This window comes from Thermotoga sp. SG1, assembly GCF_002865985.1.
Taxonomy (GTDB): domain Bacteria; phylum Thermotogota; class Thermotogae; order Thermotogales; family Thermotogaceae; genus Thermotoga.
Genome location: NZ_LNDD01000004.1, coordinates 354,380 through 374,302, shown reverse-complemented (window position 1 = coordinate 374,302; position 19,923 = coordinate 354,380). Strand labels below are relative to the sequence as shown.

Below are 19,923 nucleotides of genomic sequence, written 5' to 3'. Positions count from 1 at the left end.
AATGAGTGTTTCCATTATAGACAGGCTCCAAGCAGTATTCCAGGATGTGAGAGTTTCCGAGTTCATGAATCCTGATGTGGTCTACGTAACTCCTGACAAAACCCTCCTTCATGTGAAGGAAATTATGCGTATCAAGAGGATCTCTGGAGTACCAGTTGTGAACGAAGAAAAGCACGTTATTGGAATAGTCAGCTTGGAAGACATAATAAAGGCCTTAGAGGGTGGCTACATAAAGGACAGCGTGGAAAAACGTATGACCAGAAACGTGGTATGTTTGAGAGAATCCGACACTCTACAGGACACAGTGAAGACGTTTGAGAAATATGGTTATGGAAGGTTTCCTGTTGTGAACGATGAAGGAAAACTTGTTGGTATCGTCACAAAGCACGATATCATATATTTCCTTCTGGCAAAACTTGGTATCATGTACCTTCATGACAAGAGGATGGAAGAAGTTCTTGAAAAGGGTACATCACTTATCACCGGGGAAACTCTAGAAAAGGGAAAGGCAGATTTCGTTTTCCATATAGATTACTTCGATGTCAACATGATAGGTATCGGTGCCTCTAGATTGAAGAAGTTTCTTCTGGACCGCGGGGTGGACGAGGAACTTGCAAGGAAAGTAGCGATCGCAACTTATGAGGCGGAGGCGAACGTGGTCATCCACAGCGAGTCTGATGGATACATATACTGTTTCATAGACGATGAAAAGATCACGGTGAGAGTGGAAGACAAAGGAAAAGGTATTGAAAACCTCGAACTTGCCATGAAGGAAGGGTATTCCACAGCACCCGATCACATAAGAGAACTCGGTTTTGGAGCGGGAATGGGGCTTCCGAACATGAAAAGGTACTCCGATAAAATGGTCATCATCTCAGAGGTAGGAAAAGGTGTGATAGTCGAGATGGTCTTCTTCAGGAGGGATGAACGTGAGGATAGGGGAGATAGTTGAGAAACTTGGTCTGGAACACGTGTGTGGGGACTTGAACGTTGAAGTGGAACACGGTTTCACCTGTGACCTTTTGAGTGAAGTCCTTGGAAAAGCACAGCCGTCCACTCTCTGGATCACCGTTCAGTCTCATGTGAACATAGTTGCAGTTGCAACGGTTGTCGGGATAAAAGGAATCATACTCTGCAATGGGCACGAGTACGAAAGAGAGACGATTGATAAGGCCAGAGAGAACGGGATAGTCCTTTTGAAGTCCAGTGAGAACTCTTTCATGGTTTCGGGGAAGGTGTACGAACTGGGGTTGCGATGAAGGCAGATCTTCATGTGCACACGTGTCTTTCACCGTGCGCAGACCTTCTCATGATACCACCTGTTATCGAGAAGACGGAAATGGACATCCTGGGGATCGTCGATCACAACAGTGCAAAGAATGCTCCTGCTTTTTCGAAGATGAAAAAGCTCGTTATTCCCGGTGTGGAGATACAGACTGTGGAGGATGTTCATCTAATTGGATTCTTCACAGATTTTGAGGATGCCCTAAAACTCACAGAAATCGTGTACGAACATCTTCCCAGGTTAAAGCATGATCACGAGAAAATGGGATATCAGCTTCTCGTCGACGAAAACGGTGACTACATCGGTTACGAGAACGCACCGCTTGGTTTTCCAACGAACCTGACGATATCTCAGGCAGTTGAGCTTGTTCTGTCTTTCAGAGGAGTGCCAGTTTACGCTCACGTTGAAAGAAGGTTCGGTGTTCTGTACCAGCTTGGTTTTTTTCCGAACCTCGATGTTCCAGTAGCCGAGGTGGTGAGTGAAGAAGGAAAAAGAAAAGCGGAGGGAAGATTCAGAGTCATAGTTTCATCCGATGCGCATTTTCCCGATGAGGTAGGAAGAAAATACATAGAACTGAAGGGGAAACCCGATTCACCGAAGAAGGTTCTGGATCAGATACTGAACGGTGAGTACACTCTGGGAGGTGTTCTGGATTGGTAAGGGTGAGATTTGCACCGAGTCCAACAGGATATCTGCACGTTGGTGGGGCAAGAACCGCACTGTTCAACTTTCTGTTCGCAAGGAAGGAAAAGGGAAGATTCGTTCTGAGAATAGAAGATACCGACCTGGAAAGGTCAGAAAGAGAGTACGAAGAAAAACTCATGGATTCTCTAAGATGGCTCGGACTCACATGGGATGAAGGACCCGATGTGGGTGGAGATTTTGGACCGTACAGACAGAGCGAGAGAGTGGAGATATACAGAAAATACGCAGAGATTCTCGTGAAAGAAGGAAAGGCATACCACGTCTACGCCTATCCAGAAGAGATAGAGGAGATCAGAGAAAGACTCCTTTCGGAGGGAAAACCACCTCATTACTCTCAGGAGATGTTCGAAGAGTACGATACACCAGAAAGAAGAAGAGAGTACGAAGAAAAAGGTCTTTCACCCGCTGTTTTTTTCAAAATGCCAAGGAAGGACTACTCTCTGAACGATGTGGTGAAAGGAGAGGTTATCTTCAAAAAGGGCTCGATAGGGGATTTTGTGATAATGAGAAGCAACGGCCTTCCCACCTACAATTTCGCATGTGTGGTGGACGACATGCTCATGGAAATAACCCATGTGATCAGAGGAGATGATCATCTATCAAACACACTACGACAGCTTGCAATCTACGAAGCCTTTGGAAAAAAACCACCCGTTTTTGCACACGTTTCCACCATACTGGGACCGGATGGTAAGAAATTGAGTAAAAGACACGGAGCCACCTCCGTGGAGGCCTTCAGGGAGATGGGTTATCTTCCGGAGGCAGTGGTGAACTATCTGGCGCTCCTGGGTTGGTCCCATCCAGAGGGAAAGGAGATCCTGAGTATAGAGGAGCTGGTCGCTTCTTTCTCCCTGGACAGGCTCAGTCCGAACCCTGCCATTTTCGATCCGCAGAAACTGAAGTGGATGAACGGGTACTATTTGAGGAATACATCTTTAGAAAGGCTAGTGGAACTTTCCAGGCCATTTTTCGAAAAATCAGGCTTGAAGGTAGACGATGAGAATTATCTGAAAAAGGTCTTGGAGGTCACAAGAGAGCGGGCGGAAACCCTTGCCGATCTACCGGGGGAGGCACGCTTTTTCTTCGAAGATCCAGAACCGATAGATATACCAGAAAATATTGAGCCTGCGTTTGTTTCTCTGAGGGAGGAACTTCAGAGCGTTGACTGGGAGATGGACCGCATCGTAAAGATCTTCAAGAAGGTGCTGAAAAACAGCAAAATAAAGCCCAGAGATTTTTACATGACGCTGAGAAGGATTCTCACCGGAAAGGATGAGGGTCCAGAACTTGTGAACATAATACCAATCCTCGGTAAAGAGGTTTTCATGAGAAGACTCGAAAGAGCGCTGGGGGGAGGAACATGAACCTTCAAAAACACGGAGAGGATTGGAAAGGAACAGTTGTGATCGTTCATGGTCTTGGTGAACACTCCGGAAGGTACAGAAGACTGGTGAGGGAATTTGTCTCAGAGGGTGTTCAGGTGATCACTTTTGATCTTCCCGGTCACGGAAAAGCCGAGGGAAGACGGGGGCATCTTCGATTCGAAGATGTTTTCAGGATTCTTGAAGACCTCAGCCGTGATCTAAAAAGATACGTTCTGTTCGGTCACAGCCTTGGTGGTCTTTTGAGCATCAGATACGTTCAGACTTTCCAGCCGGAGAACCTGAAGGGATTGGTGGTGTCTGCCCCCGCTCTTTCACTTTTGGATCCACCACTGCCGATCCTGGTTCTCTTTGTAAAATTTCTGTCGATGTTTGTGCCATTTCTCACCATGAGCAACAACATAGATCCGAAAGACCTTTCTCGAAGCAAAGAGGCGGTGGAAGCGTACATAAAAGATCCTCTCGTTCACGACAGGATCTCGTTCAAACTGGCCTCAGATATGCTCTCGCACATGAAGAGAGCCTTTAGAGAAGCGGACAAGATAAAAGTTCCTGTTCTCATTCTTCACGGAACGAACGATCGCGTGGTACCTTTTGAGGGAAGCAAAAAATTCTACGAAGCGTTGAAAACAGAGAAAAAACTGGTGAGTTTTCCGGGTGGTTACCACGAACTGTTCGAGGATCCTGAGCATCAGAAGACTTTCTACCAGACTCTGGTGGAGTGGAGTATAGAAAAACTCGGGAGGGAATGAATTGGAGAGGATCAGAAGATTCGTTGAAGACAAGGCGTTTTTCTTCACCACTCTGTACATTCTGATATCGTTTCTGGTGTTCAAGGTGTTTCCGGAAGTTTTTGCGGTCATCACGATGATGATATTTTTTACACTGCTGCTGGATCCCGTCGTTCGGGTCTTTGAGAAAATGAGATTTGGAAGACGGGTTTCCCGTGTTGTGGCACTTTTGTTGTTCTTTTTTGTGGTTGTCTACTCTCTCTATGTGATCATTCCTCCTGTGTTCAACGAGTTCGGCAATTTCATCGAGTTTATAACGGGTGTTTTTGAGAACAAGGTGTGGAAAGATTATGTGAAATCACCCGAGCTGGTTCCCGTCTTCGACAAGATAATGACGTTCCTCGAGCCCAAGCTCAGCGATCTGTTGAACTACGTTTTCTCGCTTGTGACCACCAATTTCCTCTCCGTTACTACCGTGGTGGTATTCACACTGTTTGGACTTGGTTATACCATTTTCTACACTCGTGAGATCGCCAATTTCTTCGTTTCAATCTATCCAAGAAGCGCTAGAGAAGAAGCAAAAAAGTTTTTGATCAGCGTCTACAGCAGTATGGGAAGGTACATAAGGGTGATCTTCATAAACGCTCTTATCATCGGTCTTTCGTACTGGATTGTGTTTGAGATCTTCGACCTGAAATACAGTGCCATCATCAGTCTCTGGGCGTTCGTGACCAACTTCATACCGATTGTTGGAGTGGTTCTCGAGTACGTTCCCGTTTTGCTTTTTTCTCTCACACTCGGTGTGAAGGGCGTTTTACTCATCGCCCTGTTTGCCATACTCATCCATGCTGTTGCCTTCATCGTGTTCATCCAGCTGATGAAGGGATTGGAAAAGCTCAATCCTGTTTATATAATCCTATCCATATTGTTTTTTGGCAAGCTCTTTGGTATGTTTGGATCCTTCGTTGGAGTACCACTTGCCCTGTTCCTCAAAGTCTTCTGGAAAAAGTTCCTGGAGCCCCTTCTGGAATCGGGGTGATATCTTGTGGAGGGTAGCCCTATTTTTCCTTTTCCTTTCCACATTTCTTCTGGCCATTTCTCTCGATGAGATAAAGGAAGTCTCAAAAACAGATCTACAGAAAGCCATCAACTTGTTTCTGAACTACGTGAAGGAGAACCCCTCTGATCCAGAGATTGAAACGGTAGGGGAACTTCTCTTTGCAAAAAAGCGACTGGTCGAAGCTCATCCTTCACTGTCAAAAGAGATTTCCTCTGAAGATCTTCAAGGACTGATGAAGAAGCTGAAAGATGAAACATTCTTGGAGGAGGAAACCGATCTTTTGAAGAGAGTTTTCTCAAATTTAGAATCGTTTGTAGGGAGCCTTCAGAGTCTAAGTGATATACTTGAGTACCCGTTTTTCTGGAAACTGAACGTTCCCCTGAAGATAGAAAAACCGGACGCTTTTGCAGAAGAACTCATCAGTAGATTTTTTGAAAACCCATTCTTGTTCTCTTACGAAGTGATCTCCGCACTCTCGAAGATCAAAAACGCAGAAGAAATAGGTCTTGCCATCGTTCAGAAAATAGAGAATCTGCCACTCGAAGAAGGAAAATATCCGTATTTTCTGAGACTCTTTGAGATCGCAAGGACCATGGGGTACGATCGACCAAGTGCCCTGGAAGAAGAGATCAGAAAATACCTTTCTTTGATGACAAGGCTGAATTCTTCCATCTCGCCCGAAGACTCAAAAGAAATCTTCTCTGAATACGAAAGTCTCACCATTCCAAAGGAAAACCTCAGAAAGAAACTGGTTTTTTTCTTCAGTGAAAAAAGAGCCAGAGCAGTTCAAAACACTACATACATCTACTTTTTCCTGGTTCTACCCGCTTTTTTGTTGTTTTCAGCAAGGTTCAGAGCGTTTCTTTACAGAACCCTTGGTTTGAAAAAAAGAGCAGCTTCGCTCTATTTGAAGCTGCTCCAGAAAAGTCCAGAGAACGTGAAACTCAGATTGAAACTTGCCAGACTCTACGAAGAGCTTGGCATGCATGAGAAGGCAATGGAAGAATACGAGATCATAAAGAAGCTCTCTCAGGTTTGAATCCAGTAATTCGGCGCTTCTTTTGTTATGATGATGTCGTGTGGGTGGCTTTCTTTCACACCAGCGGGTGTGACCCTGACAAAGACGGCCCTTTCCTGAAGTTCCTTTATCGTTCTAGCTCCTACGTATCCCATACCGGATTTCAGGCCGCCGATCAACTGATGTACCACATCCTTCACGGTGCCCTTGTACGGTACCATGCCCTCTATTCCCTCCGGAACGAACTTGTTCTCCCCCTCCTGACCGTACCTGTCGGCGCTGCCAGACTTCATCGCACCGAGGCTTCCCATTCCCCTGTAAGCCTTGTATTTTCTTCCCTGATACAGTATCGTTTCTCCCGGGGCTTCTTCTGTTCCTGCAAAGATACTTCCCACCATCACACTCTCAGCACCAGCTGCCAGGGCCTTTACGATATCACCGGAGTATCGAATCCCCCCATCTGCTATGATCGGGACGTTGTATTTTCTGGCGACTTCGGCACATTCCATGATGGCAGTGAGCTGTGGAACTCCAACGCCCGCAACCACCCTTGTGGTACATATGGAACCAGGTCCAACTCCAACTTTCACCGCATCTGCCCCTGCCTTTATGAGCGCCTCGGTTCCTTCGGGCGTGGCTACATTTCCAGCCACAACTGGCAGATCCGGATAGTCAGCCTTTATCATTTCGAGAGTCTCGATCACCCTTTTTGAGTGTCCGTGTGCTGTATCTATGACGATAACGTCCACTCCTGCTTTGACCAGCTTTTCCACCCTCTCCATAGTGTCGGGACCCGTGCCGACGGCGGCACCAACGAGAAGTCTTCCCTTATCGTCCCTTGCAGCGTTCGGGTGTTCTATCACACTCAGGATATCCTTGATGGTGATCAGACCAACGAGTTTGTTATCTTTGGAAACGAGTGGAAGTTTTTCTATCCTGTGTTCATGAAGGATTTCCTTCGCTTTCTCAAGGGAAATATCTGGTGGCGCCACGATGAGCTTTTCCCTTGGGGTCATCAGGTCCTTTATCTTCTTCGAGAGGTTCCTTTCGAACCTGATGTCCCTGTTTGTGAGAAGGCCGACGAGTCTTCCCTCTTCGTCCACAACAGGAAGACCACCTATCTTGTACTCCGACATGAGGTCAACAGCCTCTTTCACAGTCATATCCGGTGTCACTGTTATGGGATCGTATATGATGCCATTTTCTGTCTTTTTCACAATCGATACCTGGTGAGCCTGTTCCTCTGGAGAGAGGTTTCTGTGTATGATCCCAATTCCTCCCTCTCTTGCCAGAGCCTTGGCAAGGGCAGCCTCTGTAACGGTATCCATCGCAGCGCTCAAAAGGGGAATGTTTATCCGAATCTGCCTGGTGAGTCTTGTCTGTGTTTTCACGTCTTTTGGAAGCACTTCACTGTACTGAGGAACGAGCAACACGTCGTCGAACGTTAAGGCCTCTTTCATCACATCCCTCCTCAGACTATCATTTCATAATTTTCAAGAATCCTTCCTGGCTCAGGGCCTATGCCGAACACACTCCATTTTCCGGATAGGAATTTTTCGTAAGCCCTCTGGTATTCTTCCGGAGTGACGGCTTTCACTTTTTCCACACGATCTTCAAGAGTTTCCAGTGAACTGTGTGAAAGATTGTCGATGACAAAACTCATCATCCCGGCCGGGTTGTCCGTTATCATCTCCAGTTTTCCGAGGTATCTCATCTTTCCGTATTCGTAGTTTTTCATGAAAAGATCCCCACTGGAGAGAACCGCTCTGAGCTTTTCGAAGAACTCTTCTATCTTCTCCGGAGACAGAGCAGCGTAGACGATCAGAATTCCTGTTTCCTTGAGCGTGTAGAGCTGGGAAAACACATCGTAGACGAATCCTTCCTTTTCTCTTATCTCATGAAACAGAATTGAGCTCATGCCACTTCCCAGGGCGGTGTTCAAAACGAAAAGGGAATATATATCCTCGTCATCTCTGCCACAGACGGGCTTTGCGATAGCAACATGCACCTGTTCCAGATCGTTTCTCACCATGTACCTGGGCTCTGAAAAGTGAAAGGATGGCGGAGGAGGAAGTTCGTTTTTCCTTTCTGTTTTTTTCAGGTCTTTCAAAACATTCTCAAGAAACGTTAGGAACTGATCTCTTACTTTCCCGGCAAGAACGATCTTCGTGTCTGAAGGGCTGTAGTTTTTCCTGTGGTATTCCCTGAGATCTTCCGCTGATATCTTTTCTATGGTTTCTTTTCTTCCTATGATCGGCCTTCCGTAAGGTCCGGGCCAGACCGTTTCGATTAGGGTGTCGAACAACTTGCTCGTGGGATCGTCCTGAGACATCTTGTACTCTTCGATTATGATCTTCCTCTCTATTTCCGTGTCTTCAGGTGAGAAAACAGGATGGAAAGTTAGCTCCTTCAAAACATCTACAGTCTTCTCGAAGTGAAACTCAGGCACTTTTGCATAATACGCCGTAGCAAGTTTATCTGTGAAAGCGTTGAGAGTTCCGCCAACCACTTCAACGGTGTATTTGAGAGAGAAATGATCGTACTTTTTTGTTCCTCGAAACGCCATGTGCTCTATGAAGTGAGATATTCCTGCGAGTTCTTCTGGTTCGTGTACCGATCCTTTTTTAATTAAAAAGGCGCAGGAGACCGTCCGCGCCTTGTCAAATGGAATGATGAAGGTTTCAATGTCGTTTATTGTGCACCTTTCCATACTGCGGACTTTCCTCCTCCTTCACACGCTTGAACTGGAGTCTTCCAAGATCGTCAATGTTGATCACCTGTACCTTTATCGTATCACCGACCTTCACCTTTTTCAAGAACTGTCTCATGTCTTCTCCAACTTTGCTCTGATGGAGCAGACCGATCTTTCCGGGCCTTACCTCTATGAAGAGACCATAAGGTTCTATCCTCGTGATTTTTCCTTCGAGGATCTCTCCCACTTCTATTTCTTTGGCAATTTCCCTTATGAGTGCTATTGCGTTGTCAACATTCTCTTCGGAACTTCCAACCACCTTGACGAGACCTGTTTCATCATCGATCTCTACTTTCACGTCGAAATCTTTTATGATCTTCTTTATGACCCTTCCACCGGGACCTATGACGTCTGCCACTTTATCTGGATCGATCTTCGTCACCTTTATTATGGGTGCGTACCTGGACAGGTGTGGTCTTGGAGTGGAGATCGTTTCGTACATCTTATCGAGGATGTACATTCTGGCCTCTCTTGCCTGCATGAGTGCCTTCATGAGTAACTCATCGGAAACACCGGAAACCTTACAGTCCATCTGGAATGCGGTGATCCCGTCTCTTGTTCCCGCTACCTTGAAGTCCATATCACCGTAGTGATCTTCCATTCCGATGATATCGGTGAGTATGACTTCCGCATTTTCTTCGAGGATGAGTCCCATGGCTATTCCGGCAACATGTTTTCTGATGGGAACGCCTGCGTCCATCAATGCAAGGGATCCAGAGCACACCGTTGCCATGGATGAGGAGCCGTTGGACTCGAGGATTTCAGAAACCACCCTTATGGTGTAGGGGAACTCTTCCTCAGGCGGCAGCATGTTCTTCAAGGCCCTTTCCGCCAGATGCCCATGCCCGATTTCCCTTCTGCTCGGTCCTCTTAGAGGCTTCACTTCGCCAGTGCAGAAGGGTGGGAAGTTGTAGTGGAGCATGAACCTCTTCACACCCTCTTCGAGTAGTGTGTCTATGATCTGAACATCCATGGGAGCACCGAGTGTTACGATTCCAAGGCTCTGGGTCTCCCCCCTTGTGAAGAGTGCAGATCCATGTGTCCTTGGAAAGAGTCCCACTTCGCAGGAGATAGGCCTGATTTCGTTTGGTTTTCTTCCGTCTGCCCTGATTCCCTTCTCGACGATCAGGCGTCTCATCGTCTTTTTAACGGCTTCCTCGTAAAGCTCGGAAATAAAGGGTTTTATCGCCTCGGGATCAACGATGGAAAGTGTTTCTGCTATCTGGTTGAGTAGTTTTTCTTCGTACTCTTTGAGAACAGATTCTCTTTCCTTTTTTGCTTTCACAAGAATTCTTCTTTCGAGTTCTTCTCTGTCCAGAAGGCTGTTGAATGTCTCAACCAGTCCTTCTGGTGGTTCTGGTTCGATAACGGGGATCTTCTCCACGTTGAACTCCGACAGTATCTCTTCCTGGAAATCGACGAGTTCTTTTATAACGGAATGTGCAAATCTCAAAGCCTTCACCATATCCTCTTCTGAGACCTCTTTGGCCTCACCTTCAACCATGGTCACAGCATCCTTTGTTCCCGCAACGGTGATATCCATGAGACCTTTTTCGATGTCCTCTTCTGTTGGGAAGGCTATGAACTGGCCATCCCTGTAGCCTATTCTGATGCCAGCAACGATTCCTTCGAATGGAATCTTCGAGACGTTCAGAGCAAGAGATGCAGCGAAGATTCCCACCACATCGGGTGGAACGTTTGGATCTGCTGAGAGTACCGTCACGATCACCTGAACCTCATTTCTCAACTTTTTTGGGAAAAGAGGCCTTATCGGCCTGTCGATGAGACGGGCCGAGAGAATGGCAGATTCACTGGGTTTCCCCTCTCTTTTGATGAATCCACCTGGGATCTTCCCAGCGGCATAGAATCTTTCCTGGAACTCGACGGTGAGGGGTACAAAATCGATTCCCTCGATCACCTTGTCGGAAATGTTTGCCGTTGCTAGAACGGCCGTGTCTCCAAATCTCACCAGGACGGCCCCGCTGGACTGTTTTGCCACTTTTCCGTGTTGGACTACTAGTTCTCTTCCAAGGATCTCTCGTCGCCACTCTTTCATGTTTCCATCACCTCATCTTGCTTAATTTAAATCAGGAAGCGGGCAACATGCCCGCTTCCCCCTCCTGAAGATTTTATTTCCTGATACCTAACTTGGCGATGAGCTCTCGGTAAACCTCCGGTTTTTTGTGTCTCAAGTACTTCAAGAGTTTTCTTCTTCTTCCGATCATTTTCATGAGGCCTCTTCTGGAGTGAAAGTCCTTGGGATGCTTTTTCAGGTGTTCTGTTAAGTGTTTGATCCTCGCTGTGAGAAGAGCGATCTGTACCTCAACAGAACCAGTGTCGTTTTCGTGAATCTGAAACTCGTTGATGATCTCTTTCTTCTTTTCTGGGTCAAGGGACACTTCACCACACCTCCATCTTTCAGTCTCCACCAGTCCAGGTCTCCCCGGGCTGGGGTCGAAGATGATTATACCACAAAAATATACCCCGGCGTTTGCCGGGAATTGGAGCGGGCGACGGGATTCGAACCCGCGACCCCCAGCTTGGGAAGCTGGTGCTCTACCAGCTGAGCTACACCCGCTCGTCTGTTTTAATTTTATCATATACTACAGAGAACTTGCAAGATATCCCCCTCTTGACAGTCAACAAAAGAAATGCTATATTATAAAAACGGATCTAGACGGTGCGGGGTGGAGCAGTCTGGTAGCTCGTTGGGCTCATAACCCAAAGGTCGTGGGTTCAAATCCCACCCCCGCTACCAGAAATGTACTAGTTTTCAAGGTTTTTAGGGGTATCCTTATAGGGGTACCCCTTTCGTTGTTTATCTAGGTACAAGAATCACCCATCGCGTTTTGAGTTTGTTCATGCTGGGCAAGTCCGACAAGCCAAAAACTTTCTGTTGCGGCAGCTCTTCTCAACATGCCGAAGGGTGTAAAGTAGAAATAACAAAGCACAATTTTTCAAATCAACGCAGAACCTTTTACCCTGAAGATTTCGAGTAGAGGTTCGTAATTTCTTAATAGGGGGGTCAAACCATGGAGTTTCTAATTCTTCTACTTCTCTTCTTAGGAACGATCGTTCTTGGTATTCCAGAGATTGAGGTTTTGAGGATAGTGAAGAATGACTACGGTGAAGATACGATGATGAAAGAATCCATCATTGAGATTCCAAGGTTCAAAAACCTGGGAAACATTTGGTTCGAAATGCTTCTGAACTACGAAGTAAAAAAGTCTGCAAAAGAGTTCATTGCATACATAGAAGAGTGGGCAAGAGATGCAAGAAAACAGATAGAAAAGTTAAAAAACGAAGACGAAGAGTTGTATAAAGCAAATTTGATGCTCAAATATATCGCACACGTCTATCATGAAATTAGGTACGTTTCCTCTAGGTATCTCAGTTTCATTCTCTACTACTACCGTTACACAGGTGGAGCACATGGAATGACTTATTGTGAGACCTTCAACATCGATCTTGTAAACTATAGAAAACTCAGATACGAAGATGTCTTCAAACCAGAGGCGGAGAAGATTATTAAAAAGGAAATTCTAAGGTATATGGTGGAACACCCCGAATCATTCTATATCCCCAAAGTCGACTTTTCTGATGAATTCTTCGAGGAGATCTACAGAAATTACAAAGTAGAAGGAAGGTCCTACACGGAGGAGCAGATAGAGAAAGTAAAGAAGGATGAAACGCTCTCTGAGGAAGATAAAAGAATGTTGATAACAATACTTTCTATGAGTTCAAGCGCCATAGATACTGTACTGAAGGATGATCTTTCAAAAAGACCTTTTCTCATTACAAAGGAAGGTCTCATCATCAAGTACATGCCATACGAGGTAGGACCTTATGTGAGTGGATTACCAGAAGTTCTTATCCCCTGGGAAAAGTTGAAGGGTGTTATGAGAATAGAGGTACCTGAGTGACATCAAATTATCTAATACCACATTTATTCGCATTTAATCGGACAAATAACCTAATTGTTTTGATTATTATCTCTCTATCTCGACTCTTGTAAGGTCCATCATTAGAATGAGTATAGGATGAATTCCCATTTGAGCAGTCGTTGTAGCGATGAAAGAACGGGCTATAGGCACAACAATGGCAGGTATACAACTACCTCATTTTATGTGAGGGATTTGCCAAGGTCACTTATAAGAAAAATCATCAAAAAAATCTGTAAGATCAGAGAAAGGCTCTCTATTGAATAAAGTCTCTCCTACCTGGATTGAAAAACTTCAACAATGGTTTAGAAACGCACCCCCCTTTTTCTGTGGTTCATGTCAGTAAGTGGCTAAGACATCTTTATCAGCGATTCTTTTCGATTCATTCACGTACGTTTCTATTATCCTTCTGAATGTTGCATTGTTTTGCATCAACTCTTCGAATCTTCCGACAGATGAAACTTTTCCATTTTCAAGGAAGATTATCTTATTCGCAACTCTGATGATGTTCGGTTTGTGCGATATCATAATGGTTGTTTTCTCTTTCAAGAACTCAATCAATTTCTCCAGTAAGAATTTTTCTGTTATCGTGTTCAGATTCGTGAGAGGTTCATCTAGAACAACAACAGGTTTGTCTGCATAGAAAAAGCCTGGCAAGTTGTATCCTCTGTTTTTCTCCTCCTGAAACGAAACTTCCCCCTTCTCCAAGTTTTCTTCCTTTCAGATGTTCTATTCCGAGTTCTTTTATGATTCTTTCGAGTTTTTTCTCGTCGTACTCTCTTCCAAGAACTACGTTGTTTTCTAGGGTGTCGTTGAATATACCGACGTTTTGGGAATAAAAAGCAACATGTTCGAAAACAGCCGAGGGAATTACCTGATTCAGATCGTTTCCAAAGAGTTTCACCACACCTTCGTAGTTCTGTTCCAGCCCAAGCAGTATGTTCAGCAGAGTAGACCTTCCTTCCCCGGAGAGCCCCACTATGGCAGCGATTTCACAGGGGTGAATCGTGAAACTGACTCGCTTTAAAATGGGTTTTCCTGGCTCGAAGCCAAAGGTAACGTCCACCAGTTCATAAACAGGGCTTCCGGGAATGGGTTTTATTTCACGTTTTTTGAAGGTTTCTTCGGCACGTTTCATCTCATCGAAGTAGTCAAGTACAGCATCGAGGTTCGCCGACACTCGTGTTATGACGCGGGCCAATTCTCTGAACATGTAGAGGGGTGCCGTCACAAAAGAGAAATATGTCCACAGTGCCCATATCGTTCCCACGGTCATCTTTCCACCTATCACAAGGTATGCTCCGTAGATGAGAATGAAGAGCCGTGTGAAATACTCCGGCAGGTTCACCATCAGTTTGTCGAATCTTGAGCGAGGAAGTTCTGCCTTCAAAACGACGTCTGCCACCTGCTGATACATCGTCTCGCACTCTTTCTGGCGTTTCTTTTGAGCCTCTCCAGCAAGCACTTCGTGGATGTTTTCAAACGTCTCGGTGATGAACCCTGTTACACGACGTAGAGTTTCATACATCTGTGCGTACGGCCGTTCAGTTACTCTGCCGATGATGTTCAGATAAATATCGACTATCACAGCGTTTGCTACAAACAGGCCAAAAAAGGTTTTGTTCCATACGAAGACGGTTGCCAGTATGAATACACTACGTATTATCACCAGAACATTCTGGAAAAATCCGTAATCCAGCAGAAAAAATGCGTCGTTGAGTTAATGGTTTATCAGAGTGGCATAGTAGGCAAAGCCCTGTTGTTTTAGCTTTTGCCAGGGAAAGAAAAACGACTGACTGAAAATACGACTGGACAGATCTGCTACGGCTTTGTACTTTGCTTTCAGGTAAATCTGGTCTCCGGCGTATGTAAGAACGAAAGACAGTGCATAAAGAGATCCAAGAAGGTAGATCGTGTTCAATCTCAGTTCCAGCCTGGCCAGCCCATCGATGACATCTCTCACAAGAAGAGGGATGAAGAAATCGAACACGACCGAAGATGTTGCAAGAAAGCCACCTATAACTATGAACACCAGAAAACACTTTCGAATCAGGGAGTAAAAGCGAAGAATTTTCTGGATACTCCTGAGGTTCATGATTTTTCCCCCTTAGTTTGGTAGTTATCTCTGGCAACACTGTTCTCCTAAAAGACAGCTTGCATTATGTTCGTTAATCCGTTTTCACTTTCTACCATGTCTTATATGGCTTTCAAGTTTTGACTGCTCCGGGATTCTCTCTAGATAGGCTTTGGAACAATTTGATTTTTTGAGGTATGACAAGGATCATTTTGTTTCACAAATCCCGACATACCTTTGCAGCTTTTCGGATCCCATTTGATCCGACAGAAAGTTCCTCGACAGATTTCAACTCAAGGTTCAACTTTTTTCTGGTGCGAAATGGTTCAAGAGTGATCGAGTGGAAAAACGGGTGCCAATTCCTGTGCTTTTTCTTTCAGTATCTGCAGTTCTTCTTCGGTGATTTTCGTTCCCTGATTTTCAACGATGTCACACATCCACCAGAGCAATTCCTGGTGACTTGGACTCACAGCCGCGGTGACAGGCAGTGATAGTGTGAAGCGAAGTGCCATGGACGCTTCTTCGAAATCATCTACAGGATGATACCAGCATTTTTCCCAGCGTTTTTCTTCTCCTTCCTCAAGACGTCTTTTTGCCAGTGCTTTTATCGCCAGAATTCCCATGTTTTTTTCTCTGGCTTTACTGTAAAGATTTTTACCGAATCCTTTTCCTAGCCAGCTTGCCCAATTCAGTGGGAAAAGCACCGTATCGAAATCGAACCTTTCAAGCATTGCGAGTGCCGCTTCTTCACTGTGGGCAGAAAAACCTATGTACCTTATCAGTCCCTCTTTTTTTGCTTTCAAAAAGGCTTCTATAGCACCGTTTGGTGAGAAGATGGCCTCCACCTCATCGAGTGTGGTCACGGCATGAAACTGATAAAGATCGAAGTGGTCAGTGCGGAGTCTTTTTAGAGACTCGTTTAACTCTCTCCAGGCACCTTCTTTTGTCCTCTCCATAGTTTTGCAAGCAAGAAAAACTTGATCTCTGTAGGGCTCAAGAGCTGGTCCGAGTTTTTCTTCAGCGTCTCCGTAAGATGGGGCAACATCGAAGTAGTTTATACCTCTCTCGATTGCCCTAGATACTATTTTCTTTGCAGATTCCACCGATTCGTTCATGACAACGATACCACCAAACCCAATCACAGAAAGCTTTTCACCTGTTCTCCCCAAAGCTCTCTTTTCCATAGAGAAACCCCCCTTTGTGTGGTCTAATTATAAAACCAGGATTCTGATTCTTCCAAATTGTATCAGTTTAAATTTTATGGACGTGGTATAAATGGGTTTGAGAGGTGATGATGTTGAAAAGGAAATACTACGTTGTAAGGAAGGGAAGAGTTCCTGGAATTTATGAATCTTGGAAAGAAGCAGAAAAGCATGTGAAGGGCTTTCCGGGAGCTGAATACAAGAGTTTTGAGAAAATAGAGAACGCAAAAGCATATCTTGAAGGGAAAGATGAATGCAGTTGCCCGAAGTTTGACGAAGAAACGATGATAGCCTATGTAGATGGAAGCTACGATGTAGTTTGTGGTTCAGGAGTGGTTCTTTGTTACAGAGGAAAGAAGGAAGAATACTACTTCTGGACGGACATCGATGAGTTCAAAAATTCAAAGAACATAGCTGGGGAGATCATGGCGGCACTCTTTGCCATGGACTATGCCTTAAAGCAGAGAGCAAAAAAACTCATTCTCAAACACGATCTAGAAGGCCTTGAAAAGTGGGCAAAAGGAGAGTACAGAACAAAAGAGTTGGTGACACGTGTTTATAAGTACTACTATGAGTTGTTTCGAGGAAAAGGACTCGAAGTGATCTTTGAGAAAGTAAAAGGTCACTCCGGAGACTTTTGTAACGACGAAGCAGACAGATTGGCAAAGAGAGCAGCAAGAGGTGAGAAGAATATAGAATGGACTTTTACCGATTCAGAGAGTATCATTGAGATACTGAGGAAAAAGGGGGATGATCTTCATGAAAAAGGCTAGCATAACCGCTGGAACAACCCTGATAGGACTTGGGGTGGGTTTTATTCTCTTCAAATACTCTGTGTTCTACTTCATCGCATCCCTTCTCATCGGGATCGGTATAGGTTTACTTATCGAGTATCTTCTGGAGAGAAAAATAGGAATCGTTCAGATGTTCTCTGGATTGTACACCAGCACCGCCTTGCCGTACGTTACATAAAGGCCCTTGAAGTTCCCATAAGGATATGTCTCACCCTTCAGTGATCCATCGTTAACACCTTCTACAGCCTTTATCAGGTCTTCCAGATAATCTGGTTCAAAAGGCTTTAGTTGTGTGCCGCTCAAATGTCCATGGTAGATCTTCTCGAAGCTGTCAATCTCTTTGAGTTTTTTCAGGCTTTCGAGATACTCTCTCAAAGGAAGACATCCAGGAAGGTGCATCCAGGTGTGTCCTGCTCCCACTGCGTCTCCGCTGAAAAGGAGCTTGTTTTCTCTGTCCAGAAAGACGATCGAGCCGGGAGTGTGCCCTGGAACTTCGATGACCTCCAGTTCCCTCCCACCAAGATTGAAACGCTCTTTTTCTCTCACATCCAGAAAGTTTCTGTGATCCACTTTTATTTTGAAAAGTTCTATGATTTGAAAGTCCCTGTGATTGAGATACACCCTTTCAAACTGGCCAGCTTGCATGATATGATCCCAGTGGGCGTGGGTGAGAACAACCTCGACAGGTTTTTCCGTGATGGATCCTATGAAGCTCTTTAGGTCTCCTTCCCCCATACCGGTGTCTATGAGGAGGGCTTTCTCGTTTCCTACCACCAGATACATGCTTCCTCCTCTGTAGTCCGTAATATGCCATACGCCAGGTTCTATCAGGGTGGATCTGTATTCATCTTTTCTCATCTTCTCATCTCCAGAAGTTTTGGTAGAATCACAAGACTCATAAAGGAACTCACGGTCATTGTAACCCACATGATCGCAACAAGATAAGCATGGAAAGTGAATGGTGAAAGAATCAACGCGGAAAGACCCACAGAAAGACCAAAGGCGTTTGCCAGAATGGGTGTGGAAGCGATCTTTACGGTCCTTTCCAGATCTTTGTAGTATCTGAACAGTTCCGTTACGTGTATGGCGTAATCTATACCCACGCCGATCACTATTCCCGCCATGTTCGCTGTGATCAGGTTCAGAGGAATTCCTGAAAGCCCCATGAAACCAAAAAGAGACACAAGTGAGATCAAAACAGGAACGATCGCCTTTGCTGGAGTGGCAAGACTTTTTTGAAACAGAACAAGAAGCAAAAAGACCATGCTGACAGCAAGCACCACCGAAAGTACCTGCTGAGGAACGATCGAGTCGTTCATCTCTTTTATGATGTAAGGAAGCCCCGTCACCTGAAAGCCACTCTCTTTCACAGTTTGTTCCACTTCTTCAAGAGTGTCTCTGTCGAGGTCGTTCAGAAAGACGAAGGCCCTTCCTGTGTTTCCGGATATGAGGTTGCTCGTGTACTCTTCCGGAAGGAGTCTTTTGAGTAACAGTGCCCTTGCAAGGATCTTCGGATAACCCTCTTCTTTGAATAGACGCTCGTTCATCTTCACAAGGATATCGTAGACAGAGAAGACATCGTACCCTTTACTCTTAAGTTTCTCTTCCATTGAAAGGACTTTCTGGGCAAAATCGGGAGAGAACAGATTTTCAGACTCGAAGACAACATAGACAGGAAGCGCCTTTCCGAAGACTTCTTCTATCTTTTCTACGTTCCTTCTGACCTTTGTATAGCTCTTGTAGAGTTTCAGGATGTTGAGGTCTGCCTTCAGAAAGAATGTTCCTGGAAGAAAGGCAAGAAGAACAACCAGTGTGATGATCCAAGCCTTCTTTGAGAGTTTCTGAAAGAGTCTGCCCAGACCACTTTCTTTCTTTTTGACCTCGGTGTCTTTCACTCCTGCCAGTATCACGGGAAGAACGATCCACGTTGAAACTCCCGCAAGGCCAATTCCAATGGCGGCGAGGAGTCCCATCTGTTTCATGGACTGAGAGTTCAAAGTGAGGAAAGAGAGAAATCCTGCCATCGTGGTGAGTGTGGTGAGGATCATTGCTCTTCCAACACTCTCGAGGGTGTCTTTGATGGCGATGAATGTGCTCTCTCCCTCTTTTTTTCTTTCCAGAAAGTGCGAGACGAAGTGAAGTCCATCGGCACTTCCCATGACGATTGTGAATATGGGAACCAGAACCGTGATGATGGAAAGATTCTGCCCCATCCATCCCATCACGTAGCCAAGCGTCCAGAGAGCAGCAAATCCTGCCGGTATCAGAGATAAGATGGCGTATTTGAACCTTCCAAGCTGCACTCTAAAAACGTTTAGAAGAAGAACGATAGCAAGGGGAGGAAGTGTGAATATCATGAACAAAAGGTAGCGAAATATTTGATCTTCCAGGTACTCCGTTCCAGAAAGATAGTGTTCATATCCTGAGAGGGCTCTTTCGATTTCATTGGGGTTTACACTGTCTCTTGGAAGTATCATGAAGAGGGAGTAGTATCCATCCTCCATTTTCTTCACGTTGAGGAAGTCTTTCATGTTCTCAACATAACTTAGAAAGTCTCTGTACTGCTCTTCGGACATGTTTTTTGTCCCCACCAGCCTGAAACCAGCAGGAAATTTTTCTGGAATGGGAGGAATGATCATCTTTACACCTTCAACGGAGGAAAGTTTTTCCTTTATTTTAAAGATCTCATCTATTCCCTCTCCGCTCAGAGGATCGAATCTTGTCTTCACCATCACCACAAGTTGTTCTCCGCTCTTGAAGATACTGCCCATTTTGTCATAGATCTCTTTCTGGTGAGATCTCTGGGGCATCAGGATGGAAAACTCGGTTGTGAAATTGAGTCTAAAAAGACCAAAGAGTGCTAGAATGTTCAGTATCAGTACAACAGCGAAGATTTTCTTTCTGTTCTTGAAGGCAAACAAGGTGTACTTTTCGAACAAAGAGAACACCTCCTTGTAAATTCTAATTCTATTTTATCAG

At 45.1% G+C, this 19,923-nt stretch carries 20 protein-coding genes and 2 tRNA genes; 11 read left to right on the top strand and 11 right to left on the bottom strand.

Annotation, left to right across the window (positions count from 1 at the left end; translation table 11 throughout):
• Position 1 precedes the first annotated feature (1 nt).
• The 7 genes from AS006_RS07280 to AS006_RS07250 are packed head-to-tail and all read left to right on the top strand — an operon-like array spanning position 2 to position 6,202.
• Positions 2 to 952 (top strand): CBS domain-containing protein, encoded by a 951-nt coding sequence (locus tag AS006_RS07280; RefSeq protein ID WP_101513677.1) that lies wholly within the window; start codon positions 2 to 4, stop codon positions 950 to 952.
• The gene (locus tag AS006_RS07275) at positions 930 to 1,259 is read left to right on the top strand and encodes a DRTGG domain-containing protein (protein ID WP_199167487.1); all 330 of its coding nucleotides are present in this window, start codon (positions 930 to 932) and stop codon (positions 1,257 to 1,259) included. Before AS006_RS07280 ends, AS006_RS07275 begins: the two co-directional genes overlap by 23 nt.
• Positions 1,256 to 1,945: a PHP-associated domain-containing protein gene (locus tag AS006_RS07270; protein ID WP_101513675.1), complete on the top strand. Its 690-nt coding sequence runs from the start codon at positions 1,256 to 1,258 to the stop codon at positions 1,943 to 1,945. The genes AS006_RS07275 and AS006_RS07270 overlap by 4 nt, the downstream gene beginning before the upstream one ends.
• Entirely contained in the window at positions 1,939 to 3,354 is a 1,416-nt protein-coding gene (gene gltX, locus AS006_RS07265; RefSeq protein ID WP_101513674.1) for a glutamate--tRNA ligase, read from the top strand. Before AS006_RS07270 ends, gltX begins: the two co-directional genes overlap by 7 nt.
• Positions 3,351 to 4,124, top strand: coding sequence for an alpha/beta hydrolase (locus tag AS006_RS07260; RefSeq protein ID WP_101513673.1), 774 nt, complete (start codon positions 3,351 to 3,353; stop codon positions 4,122 to 4,124). The genes gltX and AS006_RS07260 overlap by 4 nt, the downstream gene beginning before the upstream one ends.
• A gap of 1 nt (position 4,125) precedes the next feature.
• Positions 4,126 to 5,142 (top strand): AI-2E family transporter, encoded by a 1,017-nt coding sequence (locus AS006_RS07255; protein ID WP_101513672.1) that lies wholly within the window; start codon positions 4,126 to 4,128, stop codon positions 5,140 to 5,142.
• 4 nt (positions 5,143 to 5,146) lie between these two features.
• Positions 5,147 to 6,202, top strand: coding sequence for a lipopolysaccharide assembly protein LapB (locus AS006_RS07250; RefSeq protein ID WP_101513671.1), 1,056 nt, complete (start codon positions 5,147 to 5,149; stop codon positions 6,200 to 6,202).
• On the opposite strand, the gene guaB is transcribed toward AS006_RS07250, so the two are convergent.
• From guaB to AS006_RS07225, 5 genes are all read right to left on the bottom strand, one after another.
• The gene (gene guaB / locus AS006_RS07245) at positions 6,193 to 7,641 is read right to left on the bottom strand and encodes an IMP dehydrogenase (protein ID WP_101513670.1); all 1,449 of its coding nucleotides are present in this window, start codon (positions 7,639 to 7,641) and stop codon (positions 6,193 to 6,195) included. The genes AS006_RS07250 and guaB overlap by 10 nt on opposite strands.
• A gap of 11 nt (positions 7,642 to 7,652) precedes the next feature.
• Positions 7,653 to 8,891 (bottom strand): pitrilysin family protein, encoded by a 1,239-nt coding sequence (locus AS006_RS07240; RefSeq protein WP_101513669.1) that lies wholly within the window; start codon positions 8,889 to 8,891, stop codon positions 7,653 to 7,655.
• A complete protein-coding gene (gene pnp, locus AS006_RS07235; protein ID WP_101513668.1) occupies positions 8,863 to 10,989 on the bottom strand; it encodes a polyribonucleotide nucleotidyltransferase in 2,127 nt (708 codons plus the stop codon). The genes AS006_RS07240 and pnp overlap by 29 nt, the downstream gene beginning before the upstream one ends.
• 73 nt (positions 10,990 to 11,062) lie before the next feature.
• Positions 11,063 to 11,332 (bottom strand): 30S ribosomal protein S15, encoded by a 270-nt coding sequence (gene rpsO, locus AS006_RS07230; RefSeq protein ID WP_158241071.1) that lies wholly within the window; start codon positions 11,330 to 11,332, stop codon positions 11,063 to 11,065.
• 103 nt (positions 11,333 to 11,435) lie between these two features.
• A tRNA-Gly gene (locus tag AS006_RS07225) sits at positions 11,436 to 11,511 on the bottom strand.
• Positions 11,512 to 11,614: 103 nt separating this feature from the next.
• Here AS006_RS07225 and AS006_RS07220 point away from each other — a divergent pair.
• Positions 11,615 to 11,691, top strand: a tRNA-Met gene (locus AS006_RS07220).
• Positions 11,692 to 11,965: 274 nt separating this feature from the next.
• Positions 11,966 to 12,856 carry a DUF3298 and DUF4163 domain-containing protein gene (locus tag AS006_RS07215; RefSeq protein WP_101513666.1) on the top strand — a complete coding sequence of 297 codons (891 nt, stop codon included), beginning with the start codon at positions 11,966 to 11,968 and terminating at the stop codon, positions 12,854 to 12,856.
• A gap of 357 nt (positions 12,857 to 13,213) precedes the next feature.
• Here the strand turns inward: AS006_RS07215 and AS006_RS09670 are convergent, their stop codons facing one another.
• The 4 genes from AS006_RS09670 to AS006_RS07205 form a co-directional block, all read right to left on the bottom strand.
• Positions 13,214 to 13,531 carry a hypothetical protein gene (locus AS006_RS09670; protein WP_233185686.1) on the bottom strand — a complete coding sequence of 106 codons (318 nt, stop codon included), beginning with the start codon at positions 13,529 to 13,531 and terminating at the stop codon, positions 13,214 to 13,216.
• Entirely contained in the window at positions 13,485 to 14,543 is a 1,059-nt protein-coding gene (locus AS006_RS09665; protein WP_233185685.1) for an ABC transporter ATP-binding protein, read from the bottom strand. Before AS006_RS09665 ends, AS006_RS09670 begins: the two co-directional genes overlap by 47 nt.
• 51 nt (positions 14,544 to 14,594) lie before the next feature.
• On the bottom strand, positions 14,595 to 14,969 hold the full coding sequence (locus AS006_RS09660) for a hypothetical protein (protein WP_233185684.1): 375 nt from the start codon (positions 14,967 to 14,969) through the stop codon (positions 14,595 to 14,597).
• A 305-nt stretch (positions 14,970 to 15,274) separates the two neighbouring features.
• A complete protein-coding gene (locus AS006_RS07205) occupies positions 15,275 to 16,132 on the bottom strand; it encodes an aldo/keto reductase (protein ID WP_101513665.1) in 858 nt (285 codons plus the stop codon).
• Positions 16,133 to 16,245: 113 nt separating this feature from the next.
• Between AS006_RS07205 and AS006_RS07200 the strand changes: the two genes are divergently transcribed.
• Positions 16,246 to 16,923, top strand: a complete 678-nt coding sequence (locus AS006_RS07200; RefSeq protein WP_199167485.1) for a viroplasmin family protein — start codon at positions 16,246 to 16,248, stop codon at positions 16,921 to 16,923.
• On the top strand, positions 16,910 to 17,122 hold the full coding sequence (locus tag AS006_RS07195; protein ID WP_233185683.1) for a multidrug transporter: 213 nt from the start codon (positions 16,910 to 16,912) through the stop codon (positions 17,120 to 17,122). The genes AS006_RS07200 and AS006_RS07195 overlap by 14 nt, the downstream gene beginning before the upstream one ends.
• Here the strand turns inward: AS006_RS07195 and AS006_RS07190 are convergent.
• Together AS006_RS07190 and AS006_RS07185 are read right to left on the bottom strand one after the other, a co-directional pair.
• Positions 17,071 to 17,802: an MBL fold metallo-hydrolase gene (locus AS006_RS07190; RefSeq protein ID WP_101513663.1), complete on the bottom strand. Its 732-nt coding sequence runs from the start codon at positions 17,800 to 17,802 to the stop codon at positions 17,071 to 17,073. The two genes, AS006_RS07195 and AS006_RS07190, sit on opposite strands and share 52 nt — an antisense overlap.
• Entirely contained in the window at positions 17,799 to 19,892 is a 2,094-nt protein-coding gene (locus tag AS006_RS07185) for an RND family transporter (protein WP_233185682.1), read from the bottom strand. Before AS006_RS07185 ends, AS006_RS07190 begins: the two co-directional genes overlap by 4 nt.
• Between the last annotated feature and the right edge of the window lie 31 nt (positions 19,893 to 19,923).